This is a genomic window from Variovorax sp. ISS6, from assembly GCF_056523145.1.
The window spans coordinates 2,293,016-2,312,389 of record NZ_JAWRZC010000001.1; the positions used below are offsets into that span (position 1 = coordinate 2,293,016).

Annotated in this window: 20 protein-coding genes and 1 pseudogene; 16 read left to right on the forward strand and 5 right to left on the reverse strand. The window is 66.7% G+C overall.

The features are described from left to right. Positions 1–12 precede the first annotated feature (12 nt). Positions 13–528, forward strand: coding sequence for an Lrp/AsnC family transcriptional regulator (locus AC1HIL_RS10465; RefSeq protein ID WP_261209683.1), 516 nt, complete (start codon positions 13–15; stop codon positions 526–528). Between the two features lie 84 nt (positions 529–612). Here AC1HIL_RS10465 and groL read toward each other — a convergent pair whose 3' ends face one another. Together groL and AC1HIL_RS10475 are read right to left on the reverse strand one after the other, a co-directional pair. Then, positions 613–2,265 carry a chaperonin GroEL gene (gene groL / locus AC1HIL_RS10470; RefSeq protein WP_261209685.1) on the reverse strand — a complete coding sequence of 551 codons (1,653 nt, stop codon included), beginning with the start codon at positions 2,263–2,265 and terminating at the stop codon, positions 613–615. A gap of 31 nt (positions 2,266–2,296) precedes the next feature. Further along, entirely contained in the window at positions 2,297–2,587 is a 291-nt protein-coding gene (locus AC1HIL_RS10475) for a co-chaperone GroES (protein ID WP_007835162.1), read from the reverse strand. A gap of 205 nt (positions 2,588–2,792) precedes the next feature. Between AC1HIL_RS10475 and AC1HIL_RS10480 the strand changes: the two genes are divergently transcribed. Genes AC1HIL_RS10480 through arsH form a run of 4 tightly spaced genes read left to right on the forward strand, consistent with a single transcriptional unit; the run spans position 2,793 to position 5,603 of the window. Then, positions 2,793–3,119, forward strand: a complete 327-nt coding sequence (locus AC1HIL_RS10480) for an ArsR/SmtB family transcription factor (RefSeq protein WP_296741090.1) — start codon at positions 2,793–2,795, stop codon at positions 3,117–3,119. Positions 3,120–3,148: 29 nt separating this feature from the next. Then, positions 3,149–4,435 carry an arsenic transporter gene (locus AC1HIL_RS10485; protein WP_479671745.1) on the forward strand — a complete coding sequence of 429 codons (1,287 nt, stop codon included), beginning with the start codon at positions 3,149–3,151 and terminating at the stop codon, positions 4,433–4,435. Positions 4,436–4,468: 33 nt separating this feature from the next. Then, entirely contained in the window at positions 4,469–4,900 is a 432-nt protein-coding gene (gene arsC / locus AC1HIL_RS10490) for an arsenate reductase (glutaredoxin) (protein WP_261209707.1), read from the forward strand. Continuing rightward, positions 4,869–5,603 (forward strand): arsenical resistance protein ArsH, encoded by a 735-nt coding sequence (gene arsH, locus AC1HIL_RS10495; RefSeq protein WP_296741096.1) that lies wholly within the window; start codon positions 4,869–4,871, stop codon positions 5,601–5,603. Before arsC ends, arsH begins: the two co-directional genes overlap by 32 nt. Here arsH and AC1HIL_RS10500 read toward each other — a convergent pair. Beyond that, positions 5,600–6,562, reverse strand: a complete 963-nt coding sequence (locus tag AC1HIL_RS10500) for a LysR family transcriptional regulator (RefSeq protein ID WP_479671746.1) — start codon at positions 6,560–6,562, stop codon at positions 5,600–5,602. The genes arsH and AC1HIL_RS10500 overlap by 4 nt on opposite strands. A gap of 105 nt (positions 6,563–6,667) precedes the next feature. On the opposite strand from AC1HIL_RS10500, the gene AC1HIL_RS10505 reads away from it, so the two are divergent. The 3 genes from AC1HIL_RS10505 to AC1HIL_RS10515 are packed head-to-tail and all read left to right on the forward strand — an operon-like array spanning position 6,668 to position 9,032. After that, positions 6,668–7,639, forward strand: coding sequence for a Bug family tripartite tricarboxylate transporter substrate binding protein (locus tag AC1HIL_RS10505; RefSeq protein ID WP_479671747.1), 972 nt, complete (start codon positions 6,668–6,670; stop codon positions 7,637–7,639). 11 nt (positions 7,640–7,650) lie between these two features. Then, the gene (locus AC1HIL_RS10510; protein WP_261209716.1) at positions 7,651–8,037 is read left to right on the forward strand and encodes a 5-carboxymethyl-2-hydroxymuconate Delta-isomerase; all 387 of its coding nucleotides are present in this window, start codon (positions 7,651–7,653) and stop codon (positions 8,035–8,037) included. A 5-nt stretch (positions 8,038–8,042) separates the two neighbouring features. Continuing rightward, positions 8,043–9,032 (forward strand): polysaccharide deacetylase family protein, encoded by a 990-nt coding sequence (locus AC1HIL_RS10515; protein ID WP_479672483.1) that lies wholly within the window; start codon positions 8,043–8,045, stop codon positions 9,030–9,032. Positions 9,033–9,046: 14 nt separating this feature from the next. Here the strand turns inward: AC1HIL_RS10515 and AC1HIL_RS10520 are convergent, their stop codons facing one another. Continuing rightward, positions 9,047–10,213, reverse strand: a complete 1,167-nt coding sequence (locus AC1HIL_RS10520; protein WP_479671748.1) for a calcium:cation antiporter — start codon at positions 10,211–10,213, stop codon at positions 9,047–9,049. Positions 10,214–10,351: 138 nt separating this feature from the next. Further along, complete coding sequence (locus AC1HIL_RS10525) at positions 10,352–10,987, reverse strand: TetR/AcrR family transcriptional regulator (RefSeq protein ID WP_261209722.1); 636 nt, start codon at positions 10,985–10,987, stop codon at positions 10,352–10,354. A 350-nt stretch (positions 10,988–11,337) separates the two neighbouring features. Here AC1HIL_RS10525 and AC1HIL_RS10530 point away from each other — a divergent pair. From AC1HIL_RS10530 to AC1HIL_RS10565, 8 genes and pseudogenes are all read left to right on the forward strand, one after another. Next, positions 11,338–11,559, forward strand: a pseudogene (locus tag AC1HIL_RS10530) (TetR/AcrR family transcriptional regulator); the annotation flags it as partial. A 70-nt stretch (positions 11,560–11,629) separates the two neighbouring features. Then, the gene (locus AC1HIL_RS10535) at positions 11,630–12,010 is read left to right on the forward strand and encodes a hypothetical protein (RefSeq protein WP_479672794.1); all 381 of its coding nucleotides are present in this window, start codon (positions 11,630–11,632) and stop codon (positions 12,008–12,010) included. Further along, a complete protein-coding gene (locus AC1HIL_RS10540) occupies positions 12,007–12,756 on the forward strand; it encodes a winged helix-turn-helix transcriptional regulator (protein WP_261209726.1) in 750 nt (249 codons plus the stop codon). The genes AC1HIL_RS10535 and AC1HIL_RS10540 overlap by 4 nt, the downstream gene beginning before the upstream one ends. A gap of 311 nt (positions 12,757–13,067) precedes the next feature. After that, positions 13,068–13,595 carry a fimbrial protein gene (locus AC1HIL_RS10545; protein WP_479671750.1) on the forward strand — a complete coding sequence of 176 codons (528 nt, stop codon included), beginning with the start codon at positions 13,068–13,070 and terminating at the stop codon, positions 13,593–13,595. A gap of 178 nt (positions 13,596–13,773) precedes the next feature. Beyond that, positions 13,774–14,517, forward strand: coding sequence for a fimbrial biogenesis chaperone (locus AC1HIL_RS10550; protein ID WP_479671751.1), 744 nt, complete (start codon positions 13,774–13,776; stop codon positions 14,515–14,517). Then, entirely contained in the window at positions 14,504–17,257 is a 2,754-nt protein-coding gene (locus AC1HIL_RS10555; protein WP_479671752.1) for a fimbria/pilus outer membrane usher protein, read from the forward strand. The genes AC1HIL_RS10550 and AC1HIL_RS10555 overlap by 14 nt, the downstream gene beginning before the upstream one ends. 83 nt (positions 17,258–17,340) lie before the next feature. After that, entirely contained in the window at positions 17,341–18,369 is a 1,029-nt protein-coding gene (locus AC1HIL_RS10560) for a fimbrial protein (RefSeq protein ID WP_479671753.1), read from the forward strand. 317 nt (positions 18,370–18,686) lie between these two features. After that, a complete protein-coding gene (locus tag AC1HIL_RS10565) occupies positions 18,687–19,259 on the forward strand; it encodes a fimbrial protein (protein ID WP_479671754.1) in 573 nt (190 codons plus the stop codon). The last annotated feature ends 115 nt before the right edge of the window (positions 19,260–19,374 follow it).

The following is a 19,374-nucleotide window of genomic DNA, read 5'->3' on the forward strand; positions in this document are numbered from 1 at the left end:
TCGAAAATCGCCATGAACGACGAATTCATTCCTCTCGACCATCATTCGCTGCGCATCCTCGACGAACTGCAGCGCGACGCGCGCCAGACCGTGCAGCAGATCGCCGACGCGGTGGGACTGTCGCCCACGCCCTGCTGGCGCCGCATCAAGGACATGGAGGCCAGCGGCGTGATCCGCGGCTACACGGTGATCGTCGACCGCGAGAAGGTGGGGCTGAACCTCGCGGCCGTGACCGAGGTGAACCTCGACCGCCACAGCGAGGCCAAGGTGCGCGACTTCGAGCGCGCCGTGGCCGCGAGTCCGCAGGTGGTGCGCTGTGCCTCGGCCACCGGGCCGGCCGACTACATCCTCACGGTGCTGGTGCCCGACATCAAGCACTACGAGCAGTTCCTGCACACCACGCTGTTCGAGCAGGCCGGCGTGACGCACGTGCGCTCGGCGATCGTGCTGCGCGAGGTCAAGGCCGATGCGCCGCTGCCGATCGACATGGCGTCGACCGCGGCGGGGCCGAGACGGCGCTCGAAATGAAAAAGGCCGGGGCGAACCCCGGCCTTCTTCGTGTCTGGACGACCCGCCCGCCGAACGCCGAAGCGCTCGCCGGGCGAGAGGCAATTACATGCCCATGCCGCCCATGCCACCCATGCCGCCCATGTCGGGCATGCCGCCGCCGGCAGGAGCTTCGTCCTTCGGAGCGTCAGCCACCATGGCTTCGGTCGTCAGCAGCAGCGAGGCCACCGAGGCGGCGTTCTGCAGCGCGGTGCGGGTCACCTTGGTCGGGTCCAGGATGCCCAGCTCGAGCATGTCGCCATACGAGTCGTTGGCGGCATTGAAGCCGTAGTTGCCCTTGCCGGCCAGCACCGCGTTCACCACCACCGAGGCTTCGCCGCCGGCGTTGTTCACGATTTCGCGCAGGGGGGCTTCGATGGCCTTCAGCACCAGCTTGATGCCGGCGTCCTGGTCGGCGTTGTCGCCCTTGACCTTGTCGCCCACGGCTTGCTTGGCGCGCAGCAGGGCCACGCCACCACCGGCAACCACGCCTTCTTCCACTGCAGCGCGGGTGGCGTGCAGGGCGTCTTCGACGCGAGCCTTCTTTTCCTTCATTTCGACTTCGGTGGCGGCGCCGACCTTGATCACCGCAACGCCGCCGGCCAGCTTGGCCACGCGCTCTTGCAGCTTTTCACGGTCGTAGTCGCTCGTGGCTTCCTCGATCTGCACGCGCACTTGCTTCACGCGGGCTTCGATGTCGGCAGCAGCGCCGGCGCCGTCGATGATGATGGTGTTTTCCTTGCCCACTTCGATGCGCTTGGCCTGGCCCAGGTCGGCCAGCGTCACCTTCTCGAGGGTCAGGCCGACTTCTTCGGCGATGACCTTGCCGCCCGTCAGGATGGCGATGTCTTCGAGCATGGCCTTGCGGCGGTCGCCGAAGCCAGGCGCCTTGACGGCCACGACCTTCAGGATGCCGCGGATCGTGTTCACGACCAGCGTCGCCAGGGCTTCGCCCTCGACTTCTTCGGCAATGATCAGCAGCGGACGACCGGCCTTGGCGACTTGTTCCAGCGTGGGGAGCAGGTCACGGATGTTGCTGATCTTCTTGTCGAACAGCAGCACGAAGGGGTTGTCGAGCAGCGCCGATTGCTTCTCGGGGTTGTTGATGAAGTAGGGCGACAGGTAGCCGCGGTCGAATTGCATGCCTTCGACGACGTCCAGTTCGCTGTCCAGCGACTTGCCGTCTTCGACGGTGATCACGCCTTCCTTGCCGACCTTGTCCATCGCGTCGGCGATGAGCTTGCCGATGGTTTCGTCGCTGTTGGCCGAGATCGAGCCGACTTGAGCGATTTCCTTCGACGTGGTGGTGGGCTTCGAAGCCTTCTTCAGCTCTTCGACCAGGGCCGTCACGGCCTTGTCGATGCCGCGCTTCAGGTCCATCGGGTTGATGCCGGCGGCCACGTACTTGAAGCCTTCGCGAACGATGGCTTGTGCCAGCACGGTCGCGGTGGTGGTGCCGTCACCGGCGTTGTCCGAAGTCTTGGAAGCCACTTCCTTCACGAGCTGGGCGCCCATGTTCTGCAGCTTGTCCTTGAGTTCGATTTCCTTGGCGACCGACACACCGTCCTTGGTCACGGTGGGGGCGCCGAACGAGCGCTCGAGCACCACGTTGCGGCCCTTGGGGCCCAGGGTGACCTTGACCGCGTTGGCCAGGATGTTCACACCCTCGACCATGCGTGCGCGGGCTTCACCGCCGAAGACTACGTCTTTTGCTGCCATGTTCTATTACTCCGAATGGGGATCTGTTGAATTACTTCTCGACGACCGCGAACAGGTCGTCTTCCTTCATGACCAGCAGTTCGTCGCCGCCGACCTTGACGGTCTGGCCGCTGTACTTGCCGAACAGGACGCGGTCGCCGACCTTGACGGTCAGTGCGGCCAGTTCGCCCTTGTCGTTGCGCTTGCCCGGGCCCACGGCCAGGACTTCACCCTGATCGGGCTTTTCGGCGGCGGCGTCGGGAATGACGATGCCCGAGGCAGTCTTGGTTTCGCTGTCAACACGCTTGACGATCACGCGATCGGCCAAAGGACGAAGTTTCATTGCATCTCCTGGATAAGAAACTGGGTGGTGGTTTTTTGGGCGCCCATCCCGCAGGACCGGTTGCCCGTCGACTGGAGGCGAGGCTTGTTAGCACTCAACCACAGCGAGTGCTAATCATAAGGGCAATCGCCGGGGTTTCAAGCGCCGGAGCGGGCCGAGCCGGAAGTCGGTTGCCACGATTCAATATTTCAACGATGATTGAAATATGGAAGAAGAAGTCGTCATCCGTTCCCTCATGGCACTCGCCCAGAGCGTGCGCCTGCGCGTGTTTCGCGCCCTGGTCGTGGCCGGCCCGCAGGGCATGACGCCTGGCGCGCTGACCGAAACGCTGGGCGTTCCGGCCACGGGCCTGTCGTTCCATCTCAAGGAGCTGGGCCGCGCGGGCCTGGTGTCGCAGGAGCGGCAGGGGCGCCACTTGATCTACCGCGCCTCGTTCGACCAGATGAACGGGCTGCTGGCCTATCTGAGCGAGAACTGCTGCCAGGGACAGCCCTGCGAAGTCGATGCGCAAGGCGCGTCCTGCGACTGCTGACGGTCGGCGCCGCATCGTTTCCTCGCCCCATGCTCACCGCCGTTCTCATCTTTCTCGCGACCCTGGTGCTCGTCATCTGGCAGCCGCGCGGCCTCGGCATCGGATGGAGCGCCGCGCTGGGCGCGCTGGTGGCCCTGGCGCTCGGCGTGGTGCATCTGCCCGACGTCGTGCGGGTCTGGCAGATCGTCTGGAATGCCACCGGGACCTTCATCGCCGTGATCGTCATCAGCCTGCTGCTCGACGAGGCCGGCTTCTTCGAATGGGCCGCGCTGCACGTCGCGCGCTGGGGCGGCGGCAGCGGCGGCCGGCTGTTCGCCTTCATCGTGCTGCTCGGCGCGGCCGTCTCGGCGCTGTTCGCCAACGACGGCGCCGCGCTGATCCTCACGCCGATCGTGATGGCCATGCTGGTGGCGCTGGGCTTCACGCCGGCCACCACGCTGGCTTTCGTGATGGCGGCCGGCTTCATCGCCGACACCGCGAGCCTGCCGCTGATCGTCTCGAACCTCGTCAACATCGTTTCGGCCGACTTCTTCGGGATCGGTTTCAGCGCCTATGCGGCGGTGATGGTGCCGGTCAACCTCGTTGCGGTGGTCGCCAGCCTGCTGGCCTTGCTGCTCTACTTTCGTCGCGACATCCCCGCGCGCTACGACGCCAGCCGCCTCAAGCGCCCGGCCGATGCCATCCGCGACCCGGCCACCTTCCGCGCGGGCTGGGTGGTGCTGGTGCTGCTGCTCGTCGGTTTCTTCGGCCTCGAGCCATTGGGCGTGCCGGTCAGCGCCGTGGCGGCCGCTGGCGCGCTGCTGCTGCTGGCCGTGGCGGCCCGCGGCGAGGTCATCGCCACGCGCAAGGTGCTGCGCGGCGCGCCCTGGCAGATCGTCGTGTTCTCGCTGGGCATGTACCTGGTGGTCTACGGCCTGCGCAATGCCGGCCTGACCGAGCGGATCTCGACGCTGCTCGACGTGTTCGCGCAAGGCGGCATCTGGGGCGCGGCCCTGGGCACGGGCTTCCTGGCGGCCGCGCTGTCTTCCGTGATGAACAACATGCCGACGGTGCTGGTCGGCGCGCTCTCCATCGATGCCTCGGGCGCCACCGGCGTGGTGAAGGAGGCGATGGTCTACGCCAACGTCATCGGCTGCGACCTGGGCCCGAAGATCACGCCGATCGGCAGCCTCGCCACCCTGCTGTGGCTGCATGTGCTCGCGAAGAAGGGCACCACCATCGGCTGGGGCTGCTACTTCAAGGTGGGCGTCGTCATGACGGTGCCCGTGCTCGCGCTGACCCTCGCCGCGCTCGCACTGCGCCTGAGCTTCGGCTGATCTGCTTTCTCACCAGCGACATCCCTCCCTTCCATGAGCGACATCACGATCTATCACAACCCCGACTGCGGCACGTCGCGCAACGTGCTCGCGCTGATCCGCAACAGCGGCGAGGAGCCGACCGTCATCGAGTACCTCAAGCATCCGCCGAGCCGCGCAACGCTCGAGCAACTGGTCGCCGACATGGGCATCGGCGTGCGCGACCTGCTGCGCCAGAAGGGCACGCCCCACGACGAGCTCGGGCTGGCCGATGCAAAGTGGACCGATGCGGAGCTGATCGGTTTCATGCTCGCGCATCCGATCCTCATCAACCGCCCGATCGTCGTCACGCCGTTGGGCACGCGCCTGTGCCGGCCATCGGAGGCCGTGCTCGACCTGCTGCCGCACGCCCAGCGCGGCGCGTTCTCGAAGGAAGACGGCGAGCCCGTCATCGATGCGAAAGGCCAGCGTGTCGCCAAGCCCTGACCTGCCGAACCTGGATGCGGAGGCCTTCCGGCTGCCGGACCCACGACACCTGTGGCCCGCCGAGCGTTCGACGCATGCGCCGCGCATCCTGTTGCTCTACGGCTCGGTCCGCGAGCGCTCGTACAGCCGCCTGCTGACCGAAGAGGCCGAGCGGCTGCTGCGCGCGCTGGGCGCGCAGACCCGCGTCTTCGATCCGCGCGGCCTGCCGTTGCCCGACAGCGAACCCGAGGACCATCCGAAGGTGCAGGAACTGCGCGCGCTCGCGCAGTGGTCCGAAGGCATGGTCTGGTGCTCGCCGGAACGCCATGGCGCGATGACCGGCATCATGAAGGCGCAGCTCGACTGGATCCCGCTGTCGGTCGGCTCCGTGCGGCCGACGCAGGGCAAGACGCTGGCCGTGATGGAGGTGTCGGGCGGCTCGCAGTCCTTCAATGCGGTGAACCAGCTGCGCGTGCTCGGACGCTGGATGCGCATGATCACCATCCCGAACCAGTCCTCGGTGGCCAAGGCCTACCTCGAGTTCGACGAAGCCGGGCGCATGAAGCCCTCGCCGTACTACGAACGCGTGGTCGACGTCATGGAGGAGCTGGTCAAGTTCACGCTGCTGACGCGCGACTGCGCCGGCCATCTGGTCGATCGCTACAGCGAGCGGCGCGAGAGCGCCGAGGCCTTGTCGCGGCGCGTGAACCTGCGAAGCATCTAGCGCCGTGCCTTGCCGGGCGCGGTCCAGCCCGACGGCAGGGCCGGCGCGCCCGCGACCAGCGCATCCCAGAGATGGCGCGACGCGTTCGTGTGATGGCGTGTGCGCGAACGCACGAGGCAGGCCTTGCGCTGCAGTTCGACGCTGTCGATCGGCACCGCGTCGTGCACCGCCAGGCTCGATGCGGCCGCGGCGTTGAGGATCGCGACCATGCCGCTCTCGCGCGCGGCCGCCACCAGGTCTTCGAGTGCATCCGATTCGAGCCGGACCTGCGGCTTGAGGCCCTGCGAGGCGAAGGCCGCGTCGAGCTCGCGGCGCATCATGTATTCGCTCGGCAGCAGCGCGAGCCCGAAAGGCGCGAGCTGCGCCAGCGTGAGCCGCCGCGCGCGCCGCGGCAGGGCGCCGACGGCGACGGCCCGCTCGACGAAGCACTGCGCGATCTCGAGGTCGGCATGGGGATGCGGATCGAAGCTCACCGCGAACTCGAAGTCGCCGCGCAGCACGCCTTCCTCGAGCGCGTGCGCGGTGCGCCGCCGCAGCGCCACGGACAGCGCGGGCCAGCGCGCCTGCGCCGCGCGCATCACCGGCACCACCCAGCAGGCGCCGTAGGACTGCACGAGTCCCACGCGCACCAGGCCCGAGATGGTGTCGGCCCGCTCGGGCACCTCGCGCAAGGCCGACTGCAGTTCGAGCAGGCTGCCCGCGATGCGGCGTTCGAGTTCGTGCCCCGACAGCGTGGGGACCGCGCGGCCGCCGGTGCGGTCGAACAGTGGCACGCCGAGCACCTGCTCGAGCAGCGCGATCTGTTCCGACAACGCGGGCTGCGAGATCGAGCATTCGCGCGCCGCCTCGTTGAAGCTGGGCGCGCGCATCGCGGCGCTGAAGTAGCGCAGTTGCCGCAGCGAAACGAGCTCGAGGGGATCGCGTGCGCGCTGGGCGCGGCTGCTGGGGCGTGCGGTCATGGCTATCGGATTATCCGATGGGGCGTGCCGAAAAATGCGATTTGCCGCAGCCGGCGCATCCTCTGAAACTGCCTCCCAAGACGAGACATCAGGAAGCACCGATTCATGCAGCGACGAAATTTCCTCCAGGCCGGCGCGGCCCTTGCCATCCCCGGCCTTGCCGGCGCATCGCACGCACAGGCCTTTCCCTCCAAGCCGATCCGCATCGTCTGCCCGTATCCGGCCGGCGCCACCACCGACGCGATCTCGCGCCTGATGGCGCATGCGCTGCAGACGGAGAGCGGCGCCACGGTGCTCGTGGACAACCGCGGCGGCGCGGGTGGCAACATCGGCACCGAAGCCGTGGCGCGCGGCGAGGCCGACGGCCACACGCTGCTGCTCGCGGCGCTCGGCCCGATGGCTGCGAATGCCGCGCTCTATCCCAAGCTCAACTACGACCCGGCCAAGGACTTCGCGCCGCTGGCCTGGGCCGCATCGGTGCCGCTGGTGATGGTGGCGCATCCCTCGTTCCCCGCGCCGAACCTGCGCGCGGCGCTCGAGGTGCTGCGCAAGGCGCCGGGCCGCTACTCCTACGCCTCGGCGGGCAACGGCACGCCGCAGCACCTGGCGGCCGAACTCTTCAAGCGCGAGGCGCAGGTGTCGATCCTGCACGTGCCGTACCGCGGCTCGGCGCCGGCGCTCAATGATCTGATGGGCGGCACCGTGCAACTGCTGTTCGAGGCCACGCCGGCGGTGCTGCAGCACATCGTGTCGGGCCGGCTCAAGGCACTTGCCGTGACCAGCCCCGCGCGCATTCCCGCGTTGGCCGAGGTCCCGACGCTCAAGGAGAGCGGCGTCGATGCGCAGATCGGCGGCTGGTACGGCTTCGTCGCGCCCGCGGCCACGCCGAGCGAACGCCAGGCCTGGCTGGTCGAGCACATGGGCCGCGCGCTGGCGCAGAAGAACACGCGCGACAAGCTCGCGGAACTGGGATCGATCACGGTCGACAGCTCGCCGCAGGCCTTCGCGCGGATGATGGCCGGCGAGCGCATCCGCTGGCAGCAACTGATCCGCGAGGCCGGCATCAAGCTGGATTGAGGTCGCGCGCCATGCCCCACATCGTTGTCGAGGCGTCGCCTCCCCTGCTCGCGGCCATCGATTGGCCGCGGACCCTGCGGACGCTGCACCGCGCACTCGCGGACAGCGGATCGGCCGCGCTCGGCGATCTGAAGTCGCGCGTGCAACCCATCGTGGCCGAACTCTGCGGCGACGAGCCCGGCGCGCAGCAACTGATCGCCACGCTGGTGCTGACGAATCCGCGCGCGAGCGAGGTGAGCCAGCGGATGGCCGACACAACGTTCACGGTGCTGTCCCGCGCGGTCGAGGCGCTGTCGCCCGGCCAATGGGTGCAGTGCTGCGTGTTCCTGCGCGAGCACCCCAAGGCGAACTACTGGAAGCAGCAGTGGAACCCGCCCTCGAAACCCCACCATCCATGAAAGGGATCCTCCAGATGAACGCCAACCCCTCCATCGGCAGCCTCGAGCGCCGCAACATCCTGCGCGGCGGCGCGGGCACGGTGGCGGCCGCCGCGCTGTCCGGCCTCGCGGCGGGCGAAGCGCGGGCCCAGGCGCGACCGAAGGCCGCTACCGGCCGCCACTGGCCGAACGGTGCGCGGCTCGTGATCTCGGTGTCGATGCAGTTCGAGTCGGGCGCGCAGAGCGAGCACGACAACGGCTCGCCGTTTCCGCCGATGGATGCGAAGTACCCGGACCTGCCGGCGCGCACCTGGTTCGAATACGGCGTGCGCGAAGGCATCCCGCGGCTGCTCGACCTGTGGGACCGGCATGGCGTGAAGGTGACTTCGCACATGACCGGCCAGGCCGTGGAGCGCAACCCGCAGCTCGCGCGCGAGATCGTGCAGCGCGGCCACGAAGCCGCCGCGCATGGCCAGACCTGGACCCCGCACTGGGACATCTCGCCCGAGCAGGAGCGCGCCTCGTACCAGGCCAACATCGATGCGCTGCTCAAGGCCACCGGCACCCGTCCCGCGGGCTACAACGCGTTCTGGCTGCGCGGCACGACACGCACGCTCGGCATCCTGCAGGAACTGGGCTTCACGTACCACATCGACGACCTCTCGGCCGACGAGCCGATGACCACGCAGGTCAACGGCAAGCCCTTCGCGGTCGTGCCCTACACGCTGCGCATGAACGACATCGCGCGCTTCGGCGCGGAGGGTCCGCTCACGGCCGCGGCCTTCGGCCAGGAGCTCAAGGACGAGTTCGACCAGCTCTATGCCGAGGCGGCCGGACGCCGGCGGATGATGTCGATCTCCACCCACGACCGCATCGGCGGCACGCCCGCGCGCGTGAAGGCGCTGGGCGAGTTCCTGGCCTATGCGAACAAGCACCCGGGCGTGGCCTTCGAACGCAAGGACCGGATCGCGCAGTGGGCGCTGTCCATGCAGGGCGTGCCGAGCCGCACCTATTGAACGGGAGCCTCGGCTCAGGGACTGAAGAGGAGCAGCCCGAAGATCGCGAATAGCGCCAGGTGCATCCAGCCCTGGACCGCCGAGGTCTTCTGGCCGTTGAAGCTCAGCATGCCCAGCGCCACGGTGGCGATGTAGAGCACCGTCTCCGTGTTCGAGATGCCCATGATCACCTGCTTGCCGGTCACGAGGCCGATCACGAGCACGGCCGGCACCGTCAGTCCCACGGTGGAGACGAAGGCACCGAGGCACAGGTTGATGGCGCGCTGCATCTCGTTGTTCATCGCGGCCTTCACGGCCGTGATGGACTCGGGCGTGAACACGATGATGGCGATCAGGACACCGCCCAGGGCGGTGGGCGCGCCCGCCGCCGCGATGCCGTAGTCGGTGACCACCGCGAGATGGTGGGCGAGCAGCACGATCGGCAGGATCAGCGCGATCAGCAGGGCCGAGCGCAGCACGAGGAATTTCGTGTCCGTCCGCGCGGGCTGGGGCAGCAGGCCGACGGCATGGCGGGCCGGGTCGGCATCGTCGCCCGGCGCGGGCTCCATGTAGAGCTTGCGGTGGCTGCGCATCTGCAGGCCGAGGAAGACCGCATAGACCACGGCGGTGATGGCCGAGATGCCGATGGCCTGGACGCGTGTGAACTCACCCGCGCCGCTCAGGTACTTCGGCAGCACCAACGCGATGCTGGCGAGCAGCACCACCATCGACAGGTACGAGGCGGTGCCCTGCGCGTTGTAGCGCTGATGGCCGTTGCGGCCGTGGCCCGCGATCAGGCACAGGCCCATCACGAGGTTCATGATGATCATCATGACGGCGAAGATCGAGTCGCGGCCGATGGTGGGGAAGTCGCCCGGCCCCAGCAGCACGGAGGCGATCAGCACCACCTCGATCAGCACGATCGACAGCGTCAGGATCAGGGTGCCGTAGGGCTCGCCCAGCGCATGCGCGAGATGGTCGGCTTCCTTCACCACGCCGAAGGACGCGGCCAGGATCGTGACGAACAGCGCCGCGAACGCGATGCCCGCGGTGACCGGTGTCATCGAGGGGCCGAGCCAGCCGGCGCCGAAGACGGTGAACGCGCCGACGACGGCCCAGGCTGCTATCAGCAGCAGCCAGGTCTGCGGTGGGACGGAGGAGGTGGCGGCGGTGAGGGGCTGCGCGCTGCGAGGATGGACCATGGTTGAACTTCACAGGAAGTGCAGGGTCGTCCCCGGGGCGGCGATCGCGCCCTGGAGTCGTCCCCGGGGCCGAGCGTGGCAGTCACGCTGCGGCGGACTCTATCACGGGGAGCGCGCGTCGCCGGGACCCGGCTGCCCTCAGGTCGCCTTGCGTGGCGGCGAAGGGGCCACCATGGCCATGAGGCTGTCCATGCTCTTCTCGACGATCTCCATGTCGAGGTCGGGCTCGCGCGCCGCGCGAAGCACCAGGCCGTCGATGAAGCAGCCGAGGGCCATGGCGCGGATCTGGATCTCCTTCTCGCTCACTGTCTCCCCGGCTTGGACGGAGAGGTCCGTCAGCCAGGCGATCAGCGACGCCCTGGCTTCCTTGTCGGCGTCGACGATGTGCTTGGCGATCGCCTCGTTGCGCGTGCTTTCCGCGCTCATTTCCAGGATCAGCGGCGGGCTTGGAACATCGGGGTCGCCCGCGAGCCACCGGCGCAGGTATTCGCAGATGCGGGCCGTCACCACCTTCGGCGTCAGTCCGGCGATGCCCGGGCCGAAGCCGGCCTTGACCTGCAGGCGCATGAGGCCGAGAACGATCTCCTCCCGGCTCGAGAAGTAGCGGTAGATCAGCCCCGGGCTCATCTGCGCGGTCTCGCTGATGCGGGCGATGGTGCCCGCATGCAGCCCGTCCTGGATGAAGCAGGTTCTCGCGGCCTTCAGGATCCTCAGCTTCTGCAACTCGGCCCGCTGTTCGCTGCTGGGAGACGAGCGCTTGATCTTGTTATTCACGCGTGAATTTCCTTGAGGTGTGGTGTCGGCTGGCTGGGGAGCTTACGTCGGCGCTCATGGAGTAAAGAAAGTATAAATGCTCATTCATTTTTCATGATCTGAGAGGCAAGCTTTCGCGGCGCTGGCGCCCTTGTTTCTGCTGTTTGCGGTTGCATTCGTTTTCCCCGAAGAAGGCCGCTGTTTGCTGACAATCGACTGATCTTGCCGAGGGGTGGGCGAGAACTAGTTCCTCCTTTCCGGGGAAATATGACACTTGTCCCTAGGAATCTGGTCAGCAGTGTCGTGGTTGCGCGAAGACTGGAGTAACCTAACAAAAACTGAATGTTCACTCTCTTTTCGTGGCGCGGATTGTGTTTACGAAGAAGTGGGCCGAAAGGATTCAATTGCAGGGAAACAAATTGCAGGCGGCTGGCGCGGTACGGGAGGGTACGGTCCGCGATCGCATTCTCCTGGCCGCGAGTGCGTGCTTCGCGGAGCGCGGCATCCGGCCTGTCTCCATGGTGCATATCTGCGACGCGGTCGGCATGAGCCCTTCCGAGATTCGCCTTCACTTCGAGACCAAGGACGACATCGTGCTGGCCTTGCTGGAGCGCCTGCAGGGCATGGGCCTCGGCGACTTGCCGGATTCTGCGGCCCGAGACCGTGGCAGCGTTCGTCTGCGAGCGGCTGCGCAGTTGGCGCGCAACGGGGGCATCGAATGCCGCCTTCGTGCTGGAGGCGGTCGCCGAAGGTACTCGCAGGGCGCGCGTGGCCGGCGCGACGGCCGAAGCTCTGGCGCTCGAGCGTCATGCGCTCGTCGCGCTGTTGCAGGCCCGCATGCGCCAGGCCTGCAAGGCGCTGCCCGAGGCCGAGGTGCGCGGCCGGGTGTTCGCCTTGCAGTGCTTCGTCGAAGGCGTGGTGCTGCGCGTCGCTCGCGAGCCGGACATGGATCTCGACATCGTCGGTGAAAGCGTCAGGCGCTTCGTCGCCCAGGCGGTCCCGAGCTTCGAGCCGGAAACACCGACCCTCGGAGTCTGCGCATGAGTCCCGCCACCAACACCGGGCAGGGCCTTTCGAGGTCCATTTCCTCGCTGGCGCTGGTTTTCGGCGACGAGCGCAATCGCGGCACCCTGCGCAGCGCGCTCGACTCGCAGGGCTTCGCCTCGGCTGCCTTCGATTCGGTGCAGACCTTGTGGGAGTCGATGTCCTCGGGCCGTCACTACGACGCGCTGATCGCATGTGCCGACAAGGGATGGAGCCAGCGGCGCTGGGCGAATCTTCGGACCATGGTGAAGCTGCCCATCCTGGTCGTCGTGTCGCGCGATGCCCTGGAACTCGCGGCCACCTTCGACGAGGACTCGCTGAATGGCGAGCGGATCGAATTCGCCACGGCGCCGGTGGATGGCGCCGAACTGGCGATGCGGTTGCGATTGCTCCACACGCGCAGGCAAGGGGGGCATGTGCCGTCTGCCGAGGAAGACCTGATCTGGGGCAGTTTTCATTTCAAGCGGGCGGCGCGCGTGGTGTTGGTCGATGGCGTGGAAGTGCGCTTGCAGCCGCGCGAATTCGAGGTCGCCTGCATCCTGTTCCAGAACCTCGGCAAGGTCGTCGCCCGCACGGAGATCGAGGAGCGGTTGTTCGACCGGCCCAGCAGCCCCGGTTCGCGGGTGCTCGACGTGCACGTGACGCGTGTGCGCCGCAAGCTGGGACTGGGCCCGGAGAAGGGTATCAGGCTGTTGACGATCTACGGAGTCGGGTACCGCCTGGTCGCCCTGAACCCATCGCCCTAGTTGCCGGCCTGGCGAGGCCTTCGCTGCCGTCGACGTGGGTGGGCAGCGTGGCCGATGGTCGTCCGTGACGCGAGCCACGGGGCTTCGTCATCGCGACTCAATCGTCTGAATCGACGTCAAGCCATGCGGGATTCATGCTCAATTCAACTCAATGGGAGATCGCTGAACGAAAACTCGTAGTCAAAAAAAATCAACCAAGGAATATCAATTCATCTCCGGGCTTTCCGCGTTCCCGCGGCAGCCGGCGATGTTCGTCTCGCAGGGCCTGCCGCCATCGAGCGGGCTCTCATCGATTGAAATCAAGGAATCCAATGCTCAAGCATCCCCTCTCCAAACTCTTCGCGTTCGTAGCTGTCGGCGTTCTCTCGCAAGCCGCGATGGCCTATGACGGCACCATCAATTTCCAGGGCGAAATCATCGACGCCACCTGCTCGGTGGCGCCCGGCAGCCAGAACAAGACCGTGCAACTCGGCAAGATCGTGAGCCGGACGCTCACCGGTCTCGGCAGCACTTCCACGCCGGTCGACTTCACCATCGATCTGCTCAACTGCGACACCGCCTCGGCCAAGAATGCGCAGGTCACGTTCTCCGGCACCGCCGATGGCACCAACCTGGCCATTGCCAATTCAGGGCAGACGGTGGCGGCCGCAACGGGCGTGGCGATCCAGTTGAAGGATTCGGCTGGCAATCCGATCAAGCTGGGCGTGGCATCTCCCAGCTACATCCTGGGCAACGGCACCAACTCGCTGCAATTCAAAGCGAACTACCTCGCGACCAAGGATTCGGTCACGGTCGGCCCGGCCAACGGCATGGCCCAGTTCACCGTCGCCTACAACTAAGTTCGGGTGATCCGCGGCCGCGGCTCTCGCAGCCACCGGCCGTTGGCGCCGCCTCGAGGCGGCGCTCCTCTTCGCTTTCCTTTTTCTTCATGTTTCGTACGGCGGCGTACCGCCGCATGGGCGCGTGCGCCCGAAAACTCCTATGTGCAGCAAGCAGACATTCGGTTGGGCCCTGGCCATGGCATTGGGACTGGGCATTTCATGGCACGCCGATGCGGCGGTATCGCTCAGCGGTACGCGCGTGATCCTCGGCGAGAAAGAGCGCGAGGCCTCGATCCCCATGCGCAATACCGGCGGCGCGCCCTATGTCATCCAGGCCTGGGTCGATGCGGGCGAGGGCCTGACCGACGTGCCGCTGCTGGTCACGCCGCCGCTGTCGCGGCTCGATCCCGGCAAGGAAAACATCCTGCGCATCCTGCGGATGCCCGGTGAATTACCGCGCGACCGCGAATCGGTGTACTGGCTCAACGTCAAGGAGATTCCCGAGAAGACGCAGGAAGAGAACGTGCTGCAGATCGCGGTGCGTACCCGCATCAAGCTGTTCTATCGTCCCGCCGCGCTGTCGGGCCAGCCGGCGGATGCGCGCACGCAGCTGCGCTGGAGCGTCGCTGCCGGTGCGCAGGACCAGGGGGCGGTGCTGAAGATCCGCAATCCCACGGCCTATCACGTGACCTTCACCGGCTTGACCGTCAACGCCGGCCAGCAGGTGATCCGGGCCGTCATGGTCGCGCCGCTCGCGGAGTCGAGCTTTCAGCTCGATGCCATGAAGACACCGCAACCGATCGAGGTCCGATTCACCACGATCAACGACTACGGTGGCGAAACGCCCGAGGAACGCGTGCGCGTGCCCGTGGCCGTCGAGCCCGTGGCCTTGACGCCCGAGGTCGTCGATACGCCATCCACGAGCGATGCAGCGCGCTGAGGCCATGCGCCGCATCCTGCGCGCCGCGCCGTTCCGTCGCACGCTGTGCGCGACGGTCATCGCGAGCCTCGGCATTCCTGCGTTGGCGCAGCAGCTCGCCGGTTCGCGTTTCGAGGAGGAATTCCTCGGCATCGGCGGCGGCAAGCAACCGCGCGCCGATCTCTCGATCTTCGCCTTCGGCAATCGAGTGCTGCCCGGCACCTATGCCGTCGACGTGACGGTCAACGGGCGGGGCGTTGGCCGCAGCACCATCCGGTTCGACGACGTGCCGGGCAAGACCGATGCCGTGGCCTGCCTCACGCGCGGCATGCTGGACGGATGGGGTGTCAACGTCGAGGCCTTCCCCGCGCTGGCCGGTGCGGCCGACGACGCCTGCGTCGACCTGCCGGCCAGCATTCCCGAAGCGACCGTGAGCTACGACGCGGGCCAGCTCGCGCTGTCGCTCGGCATTCCGCAGGCGGCGCTCAAGCGCGCGGCGCGCGGCGCGGTCGAACCGGCGCGCTGGGACAGAGGCATCACCGCCGCCATGCTCGACTACCAGCTGAACTTCGCGCGCCACGGCGGCGACAACCAGCGCGAGCGGCCGAACCTCTTCGCGAACTCGCCGAGCCTCTTCGACGCCAATCCTTTCCTCGACCGCGGGCGCCAGGATGCCCAGCGCAACACGCTGTTCGCGGGCCTGCGCGGCGGCTTCAACATCGGCGACTGGCGCCTGCGCCACTACTCGACCTACAACCGCGACACCGACGGCCGCGGCCGCTGGCAGGCCGTCACCACCACGCTGCAGCGCGACCTGCCTTCGATCCAGGGGCAACTGCAGATCGGCGACGGCAACACGCCCGCCAACTTCTTCGACAGCGTGCCGTTTCGCGGCGTGCAGATCGGCACCGACGAGGCCATGCTGTCCGACAGCCAGCAAGGCTACGCCCCCACCATCCGCGGCATCGCGCAGACGAACGCGCGCGTCACGGTGCGCCAGAGCGGCTATGTCGTCTACAGCACCTTCGTCGCGCCGGGGCCGTTCGTGATCGACGACCTCTATCCCACGGACTCGGGTGGCGACCTCGAAGTCACGGTCACCGAAGCCGACGGGCGCGAAAGCCGATACATACAGGCCTTCTCGGCGGTGCCGACGCTGCTGCGCGAAGGCACCTGGCGCTACGGCGCCACGGTGGGCAAGTACCGCAGCGCCTTCGGCTACAGCAGCAGCTACATCGGCGACATGCGCCAGGGCGGTCCCAGCACGCTGCTGGCACCGTGGCTGCGGGAACAAGGCGCGCGCATCGAGCCGGTCTTCGTGCAGGCGACCCTGGCGCGCGGCCTGGGCAACGACTACACGGTCTATGGCGGCTTCATGGCCTCGAGCCGCTACCAGTCGATGCTGGCCGGCGTGGGCAAGAACATGCGCAGCTTCGGCGCGCTGTCGCTCGACCTCTCGACCGCCAGCACCACGGCGCCGCGCGGCCTGCCGACCGATCCGGCCGGCACGCCGATGGCGTTCGCGCTCGGCGGGAAGGAGCGCCAGAGCGGCCAGTCGCTGCGGTTCCTCTACGCGAAGTCCTTCGTCGACAGCGGCACCAACTTTCGCGTCGCGGGCTACCGCTATTCCACCAGCGGCTACCGCACCTTCCAGGAAGCCGTGGACATGCAGGCGCTGTCGCCGTCCGAGCGCCTGCACAGTCGGCGCAACGAGCTGCGTTTCGAGCTCGCGCAGAAGGTCGGCGACTGGGGCTCGCTCTTCGCCTCCGCGCGCCAGCAGAGCTATTGGGGAACCTCCTTCAAGGATCGGCTGGTGCAGCTGGGCTGGTCGGGCAGCTACAAGCAGTTCAGCTACAGCGTCTTCTACAACCGCAGCGCCTACCAGGACCGCCGTGCCACGAGCCAGCTCATGTTCACGCTGAGCATTCCGCTCGGCACTTCCGCGGCCAGCGCGCAGTACGCGGTCTCGCGCGATCGCGAGGGAAACACCAGCCAGCAGGTGAGCCTGTACGGCGCGGCCCTGGAGGATCGCCGCCTCAGCTACAGCGTGAGCGCCAGCCATGCGAGCGAGCAGGGCGCCGGCGGCAGCGTGGGGGGCAGCTATCTCGCGCCTTTCGGCCGCTTCGACCTCGGCCACTCGCAGGGCCGGGGCTTCCGCCAGACCACCTTCGGCATGGCGGGCGGGCTGCTGGTGCATGGCGGCGGCATCACGCTGTCGCAGCCCCTGGGCGAGACGGTCGCGCTGGTGCAGGTGCCCAAGGCCGGCGGGGTCGGTTTCGACGCGCGTCCGGGCGTGGTGACCGATGGCTCGGGCAGTGCCGTCATCCCGAACCTCAGCCCCTACCGGCTCAACCGCGTGGCGGTGCGCACGCAGGACCTGGGGGACACGACGGAAGTGAAGTCCGCCGCCACCGAACTCGTGCCGACGCGCGGCGCGGTGGTGCTGACGACCTTCGAGACCTCGGTGGGCTACCGGCTGATGCTGACGCTCACCGACGGCCGTGGACAGCCGCTGCCCTTCGGTGCGCGCATCGAGAACGACGCCGGCCAGGAGGTCGGCATCGTCGGCCCCGAGGGCCGGGCCTATGTGACCGGCGCGGGCCAGAACGGCCGCCTCGCGGTGCGCTGGGGCCAGCGCTCGGCGAACCAATGCGCGGTGTCGTACAGCCTGCCCGAAGATGCCAGTCCCTCGCCCGTTCGCCAGTTCGCGGGCCGGTGCACCGATGAGGCGCAGGCCGTCTCGCTCAAGGGCCGTCGATGAGATCGCGTCCTTCGTTCGTCCAGGCGAATTGCTACAGGGGCGACGCGTGCCCGAACTCCCACGTTTCATGAAGTAGAGAAGACATGTCAATCAGAACGATGGCGCGAAAGATCCGCGTGTTGGCGCTCTGGACTGCTGTCGCCGTGGCGGCGACCGCGGCGCAAGCGGCCGATTGCTTCTATTCGGACGCCATACGAATTGGCGACTTCAGCTTCGACTTCGGCCAGGTGATCGTGGACAACAATCAACCTGTAGGAACTGTCCTGGCGCATCGGGAGGGCAACCTGAGAAATGCCTGGATCGCCGACTGCGGCCTGGGTCAGTCGCTCGCCGTCCAGGCTCGAGGAGGGCAGGGCGCGCTCGTGAGCAACACTTCCATGTGGGAGAAGGTCTACTCGACGAATGTGCCTGGAGTGGGATACCGGATCCAGGTCATGGGAGGACGAGACGATGCCCAGGGCGCTCTTCCCTACGATTTCGTGGTCTACAACGTCATTTCGAGCAATGTCTCGTCGCAGTACCGAGGCTGGTTCAAGTTCAACTTCGATCTGATCAAGACGGCAAAGCGCGTCGGCAACGGGCCGTTGACGCCTGGGCTCTACGGAGAAGTAAACGTCGCCAACAAACCGCAGGACTATTATTTTCGTATTCGCCTGAATGGCGGCAAGGTCGTCGCACCTTCGTGCACCGTGACCGAGCCATCGCGCAAGCTCCTCGTTCCGATGGGCCGCGTGCCGATCCGCGATCTCACCGGTGGCATCGGAACCGTTGCACGCGATACGCCGTTCAACATCGAGGTCGCTTGCCAGGCGGCACCGGGCTCCGTGCAGTCCACCGTATCGATGACCATGGACCCCACGAACGCGACCACGCTGCCGGGCGTGCTGGGGATCAACGAAGCCGGCTCGGCGGGAACCACGGCCAGCGGCGTCGGCATCCAGGTGCTCGACGCCCAGCGCCGACCCGTGGAGTTCGGCAAGGCGATGAGGGTGGGTGAGTCGAAAGACTTCACCTATGCCGTGCCCTTCGTCGCGCGCTACATGCGCATCGGTGGCGAGTTGAAGCCGGGCATTGCCAACGGGACCGCGACCATCACGCTGACGCATCAGTAGGCGGCTTCGTCGCATCCCGCGCTTGCGCCGGTGCGGTGCCCTGTCATTGCGTTCTTGCAAGGCGGCTGCGTTCGTCTTCTGCCTTGCATTTCGAGACTTCTCGCGTCGATCGCTAATAAATCCTAGTTAAATTGAATGATGAAAATAAATTCACTATTTCAAATTAACCATTGGTCGCTAATATGAAGGATAGTTAATCACGTTGCTGTTCCATATTGTTTTGTGGAATGCATTTTTATTGCATGGGTGGATAGGATCGCATTGGTCTGCAGGACGTGCAGGCTAATTATTAGTATCTACTTTTATTAAGGAATCCAATGCTGAAGAATGCATTCACCAAGCTCGCAGTAATCGCCGCTGTCGGTGCCCTGTCGCAAGCCGCGATGGCCGCCGACGGTACGGTCAACTTCACGGGCGAAATCACCGACAGCATCTGCTCGGTGGCGCCTGAGAGCGTGAACATGACCGTGCCTCTCGGCAAGGTGTCGAAGAACGCCTTCCCCGCAGTGGGAACGGGCTCCACCGCGGCCAAGTTCACCATCAACCTGCGCGACTGCCCCGCCGGTACCAACAAGGCCAAGGTGACCTTCTCCGGCGCCGGTGTCCCCGGCAACATCGCCGCGGCCGAAGGCCTGCTGAAGGTCAACAACTCCGGCTCGACCGTCGAAGCCGCCAAGGGCGTCGGCATCGAGATCGGCGATGCGAATGGCCTGAAGATCCCCCTGGGCGCGGCTTCGTCCGAATACATCCTGGGTGCGGGTGACAACAACCTGAAGTTCCAGGCGCGCTACGTGTCCTTCTTCCCGGTGACGCCGACGGCGCCGTCCACGGACGCCCTGACCGCCGGTCCGGCCGACGGTACCGCGCAGTTCTCGATTGCCTACAACTAATCGGGCTTGATGGCATGGGGTCCTTGCGGCCCCATGCCTTCATCGACGCGCTTTCGGCGGCGCAAGGCCGCGCAGCTTTCGCGTCGAAATTTCCTTTTATCGGCTTTTTCTTCGA

Bases quoted from the DNA above. Each gene is read 5' to 3' on its own strand.
- AC1HIL_RS10465 (WP_261209683.1), top strand. From the start codon at position 13: ATGAACGACGAATTCATTCCTCTCGACCATCATTCGCTGCGCATCCTC.
- groL (WP_261209685.1), bottom strand. From the start codon at position 2,265: ATGGCAGCAAAAGACGTAGTCTTCGGCGGTGAAGCCCGCGCACGCATG.
- AC1HIL_RS10475 (WP_007835162.1), bottom strand. From the start codon at position 2,587: ATGAAACTTCGTCCTTTGGCCGATCGCGTGATCGTCAAGCGTGTTGAC.
- AC1HIL_RS10480 (WP_296741090.1), top strand. From the start codon at position 2,793: ATGGAAGAAGAAGTCGTCATCCGTTCCCTCATGGCACTCGCCCAGAGC.
- AC1HIL_RS10485 (WP_479671745.1), top strand. From the start codon at position 3,149: ATGCTCACCGCCGTTCTCATCTTTCTCGCGACCCTGGTGCTCGTCATC.
- arsC (WP_261209707.1), top strand. From the start codon at position 4,469: ATGAGCGACATCACGATCTATCACAACCCCGACTGCGGCACGTCGCGC.
- arsH (WP_296741096.1), top strand. From the start codon at position 4,869: ATGCGAAAGGCCAGCGTGTCGCCAAGCCCTGACCTGCCGAACCTGGAT.
- AC1HIL_RS10500 (WP_479671746.1), bottom strand. From the start codon at position 6,562: ATGACCGCACGCCCCAGCAGCCGCGCCCAGCGCGCACGCGATCCCCTC.
- AC1HIL_RS10505 (WP_479671747.1), top strand. From the start codon at position 6,668: ATGCAGCGACGAAATTTCCTCCAGGCCGGCGCGGCCCTTGCCATCCCC.
- AC1HIL_RS10510 (WP_261209716.1), top strand. From the start codon at position 7,651: ATGCCCCACATCGTTGTCGAGGCGTCGCCTCCCCTGCTCGCGGCCATC.
- AC1HIL_RS10520 (WP_479671748.1), bottom strand. From the start codon at position 10,213: ATGGTCCATCCTCGCAGCGCGCAGCCCCTCACCGCCGCCACCTCCTCC.
- AC1HIL_RS10540 (WP_261209726.1), top strand. From the start codon at position 12,007: ATGAGTCCCGCCACCAACACCGGGCAGGGCCTTTCGAGGTCCATTTCC.
- AC1HIL_RS10545 (WP_479671750.1), top strand. From the start codon at position 13,068: ATGCTCAAGCATCCCCTCTCCAAACTCTTCGCGTTCGTAGCTGTCGGC.
- AC1HIL_RS10550 (WP_479671751.1), top strand. From the start codon at position 13,774: ATGGCATTGGGACTGGGCATTTCATGGCACGCCGATGCGGCGGTATCG.
- AC1HIL_RS10555 (WP_479671752.1), top strand. From the start codon at position 14,504: ATGCAGCGCGCTGAGGCCATGCGCCGCATCCTGCGCGCCGCGCCGTTC.
- AC1HIL_RS10560 (WP_479671753.1), top strand. From the start codon at position 17,341: ATGTCAATCAGAACGATGGCGCGAAAGATCCGCGTGTTGGCGCTCTGG.
- AC1HIL_RS10565 (WP_479671754.1), top strand. From the start codon at position 18,687: ATGCTGAAGAATGCATTCACCAAGCTCGCAGTAATCGCCGCTGTCGGT.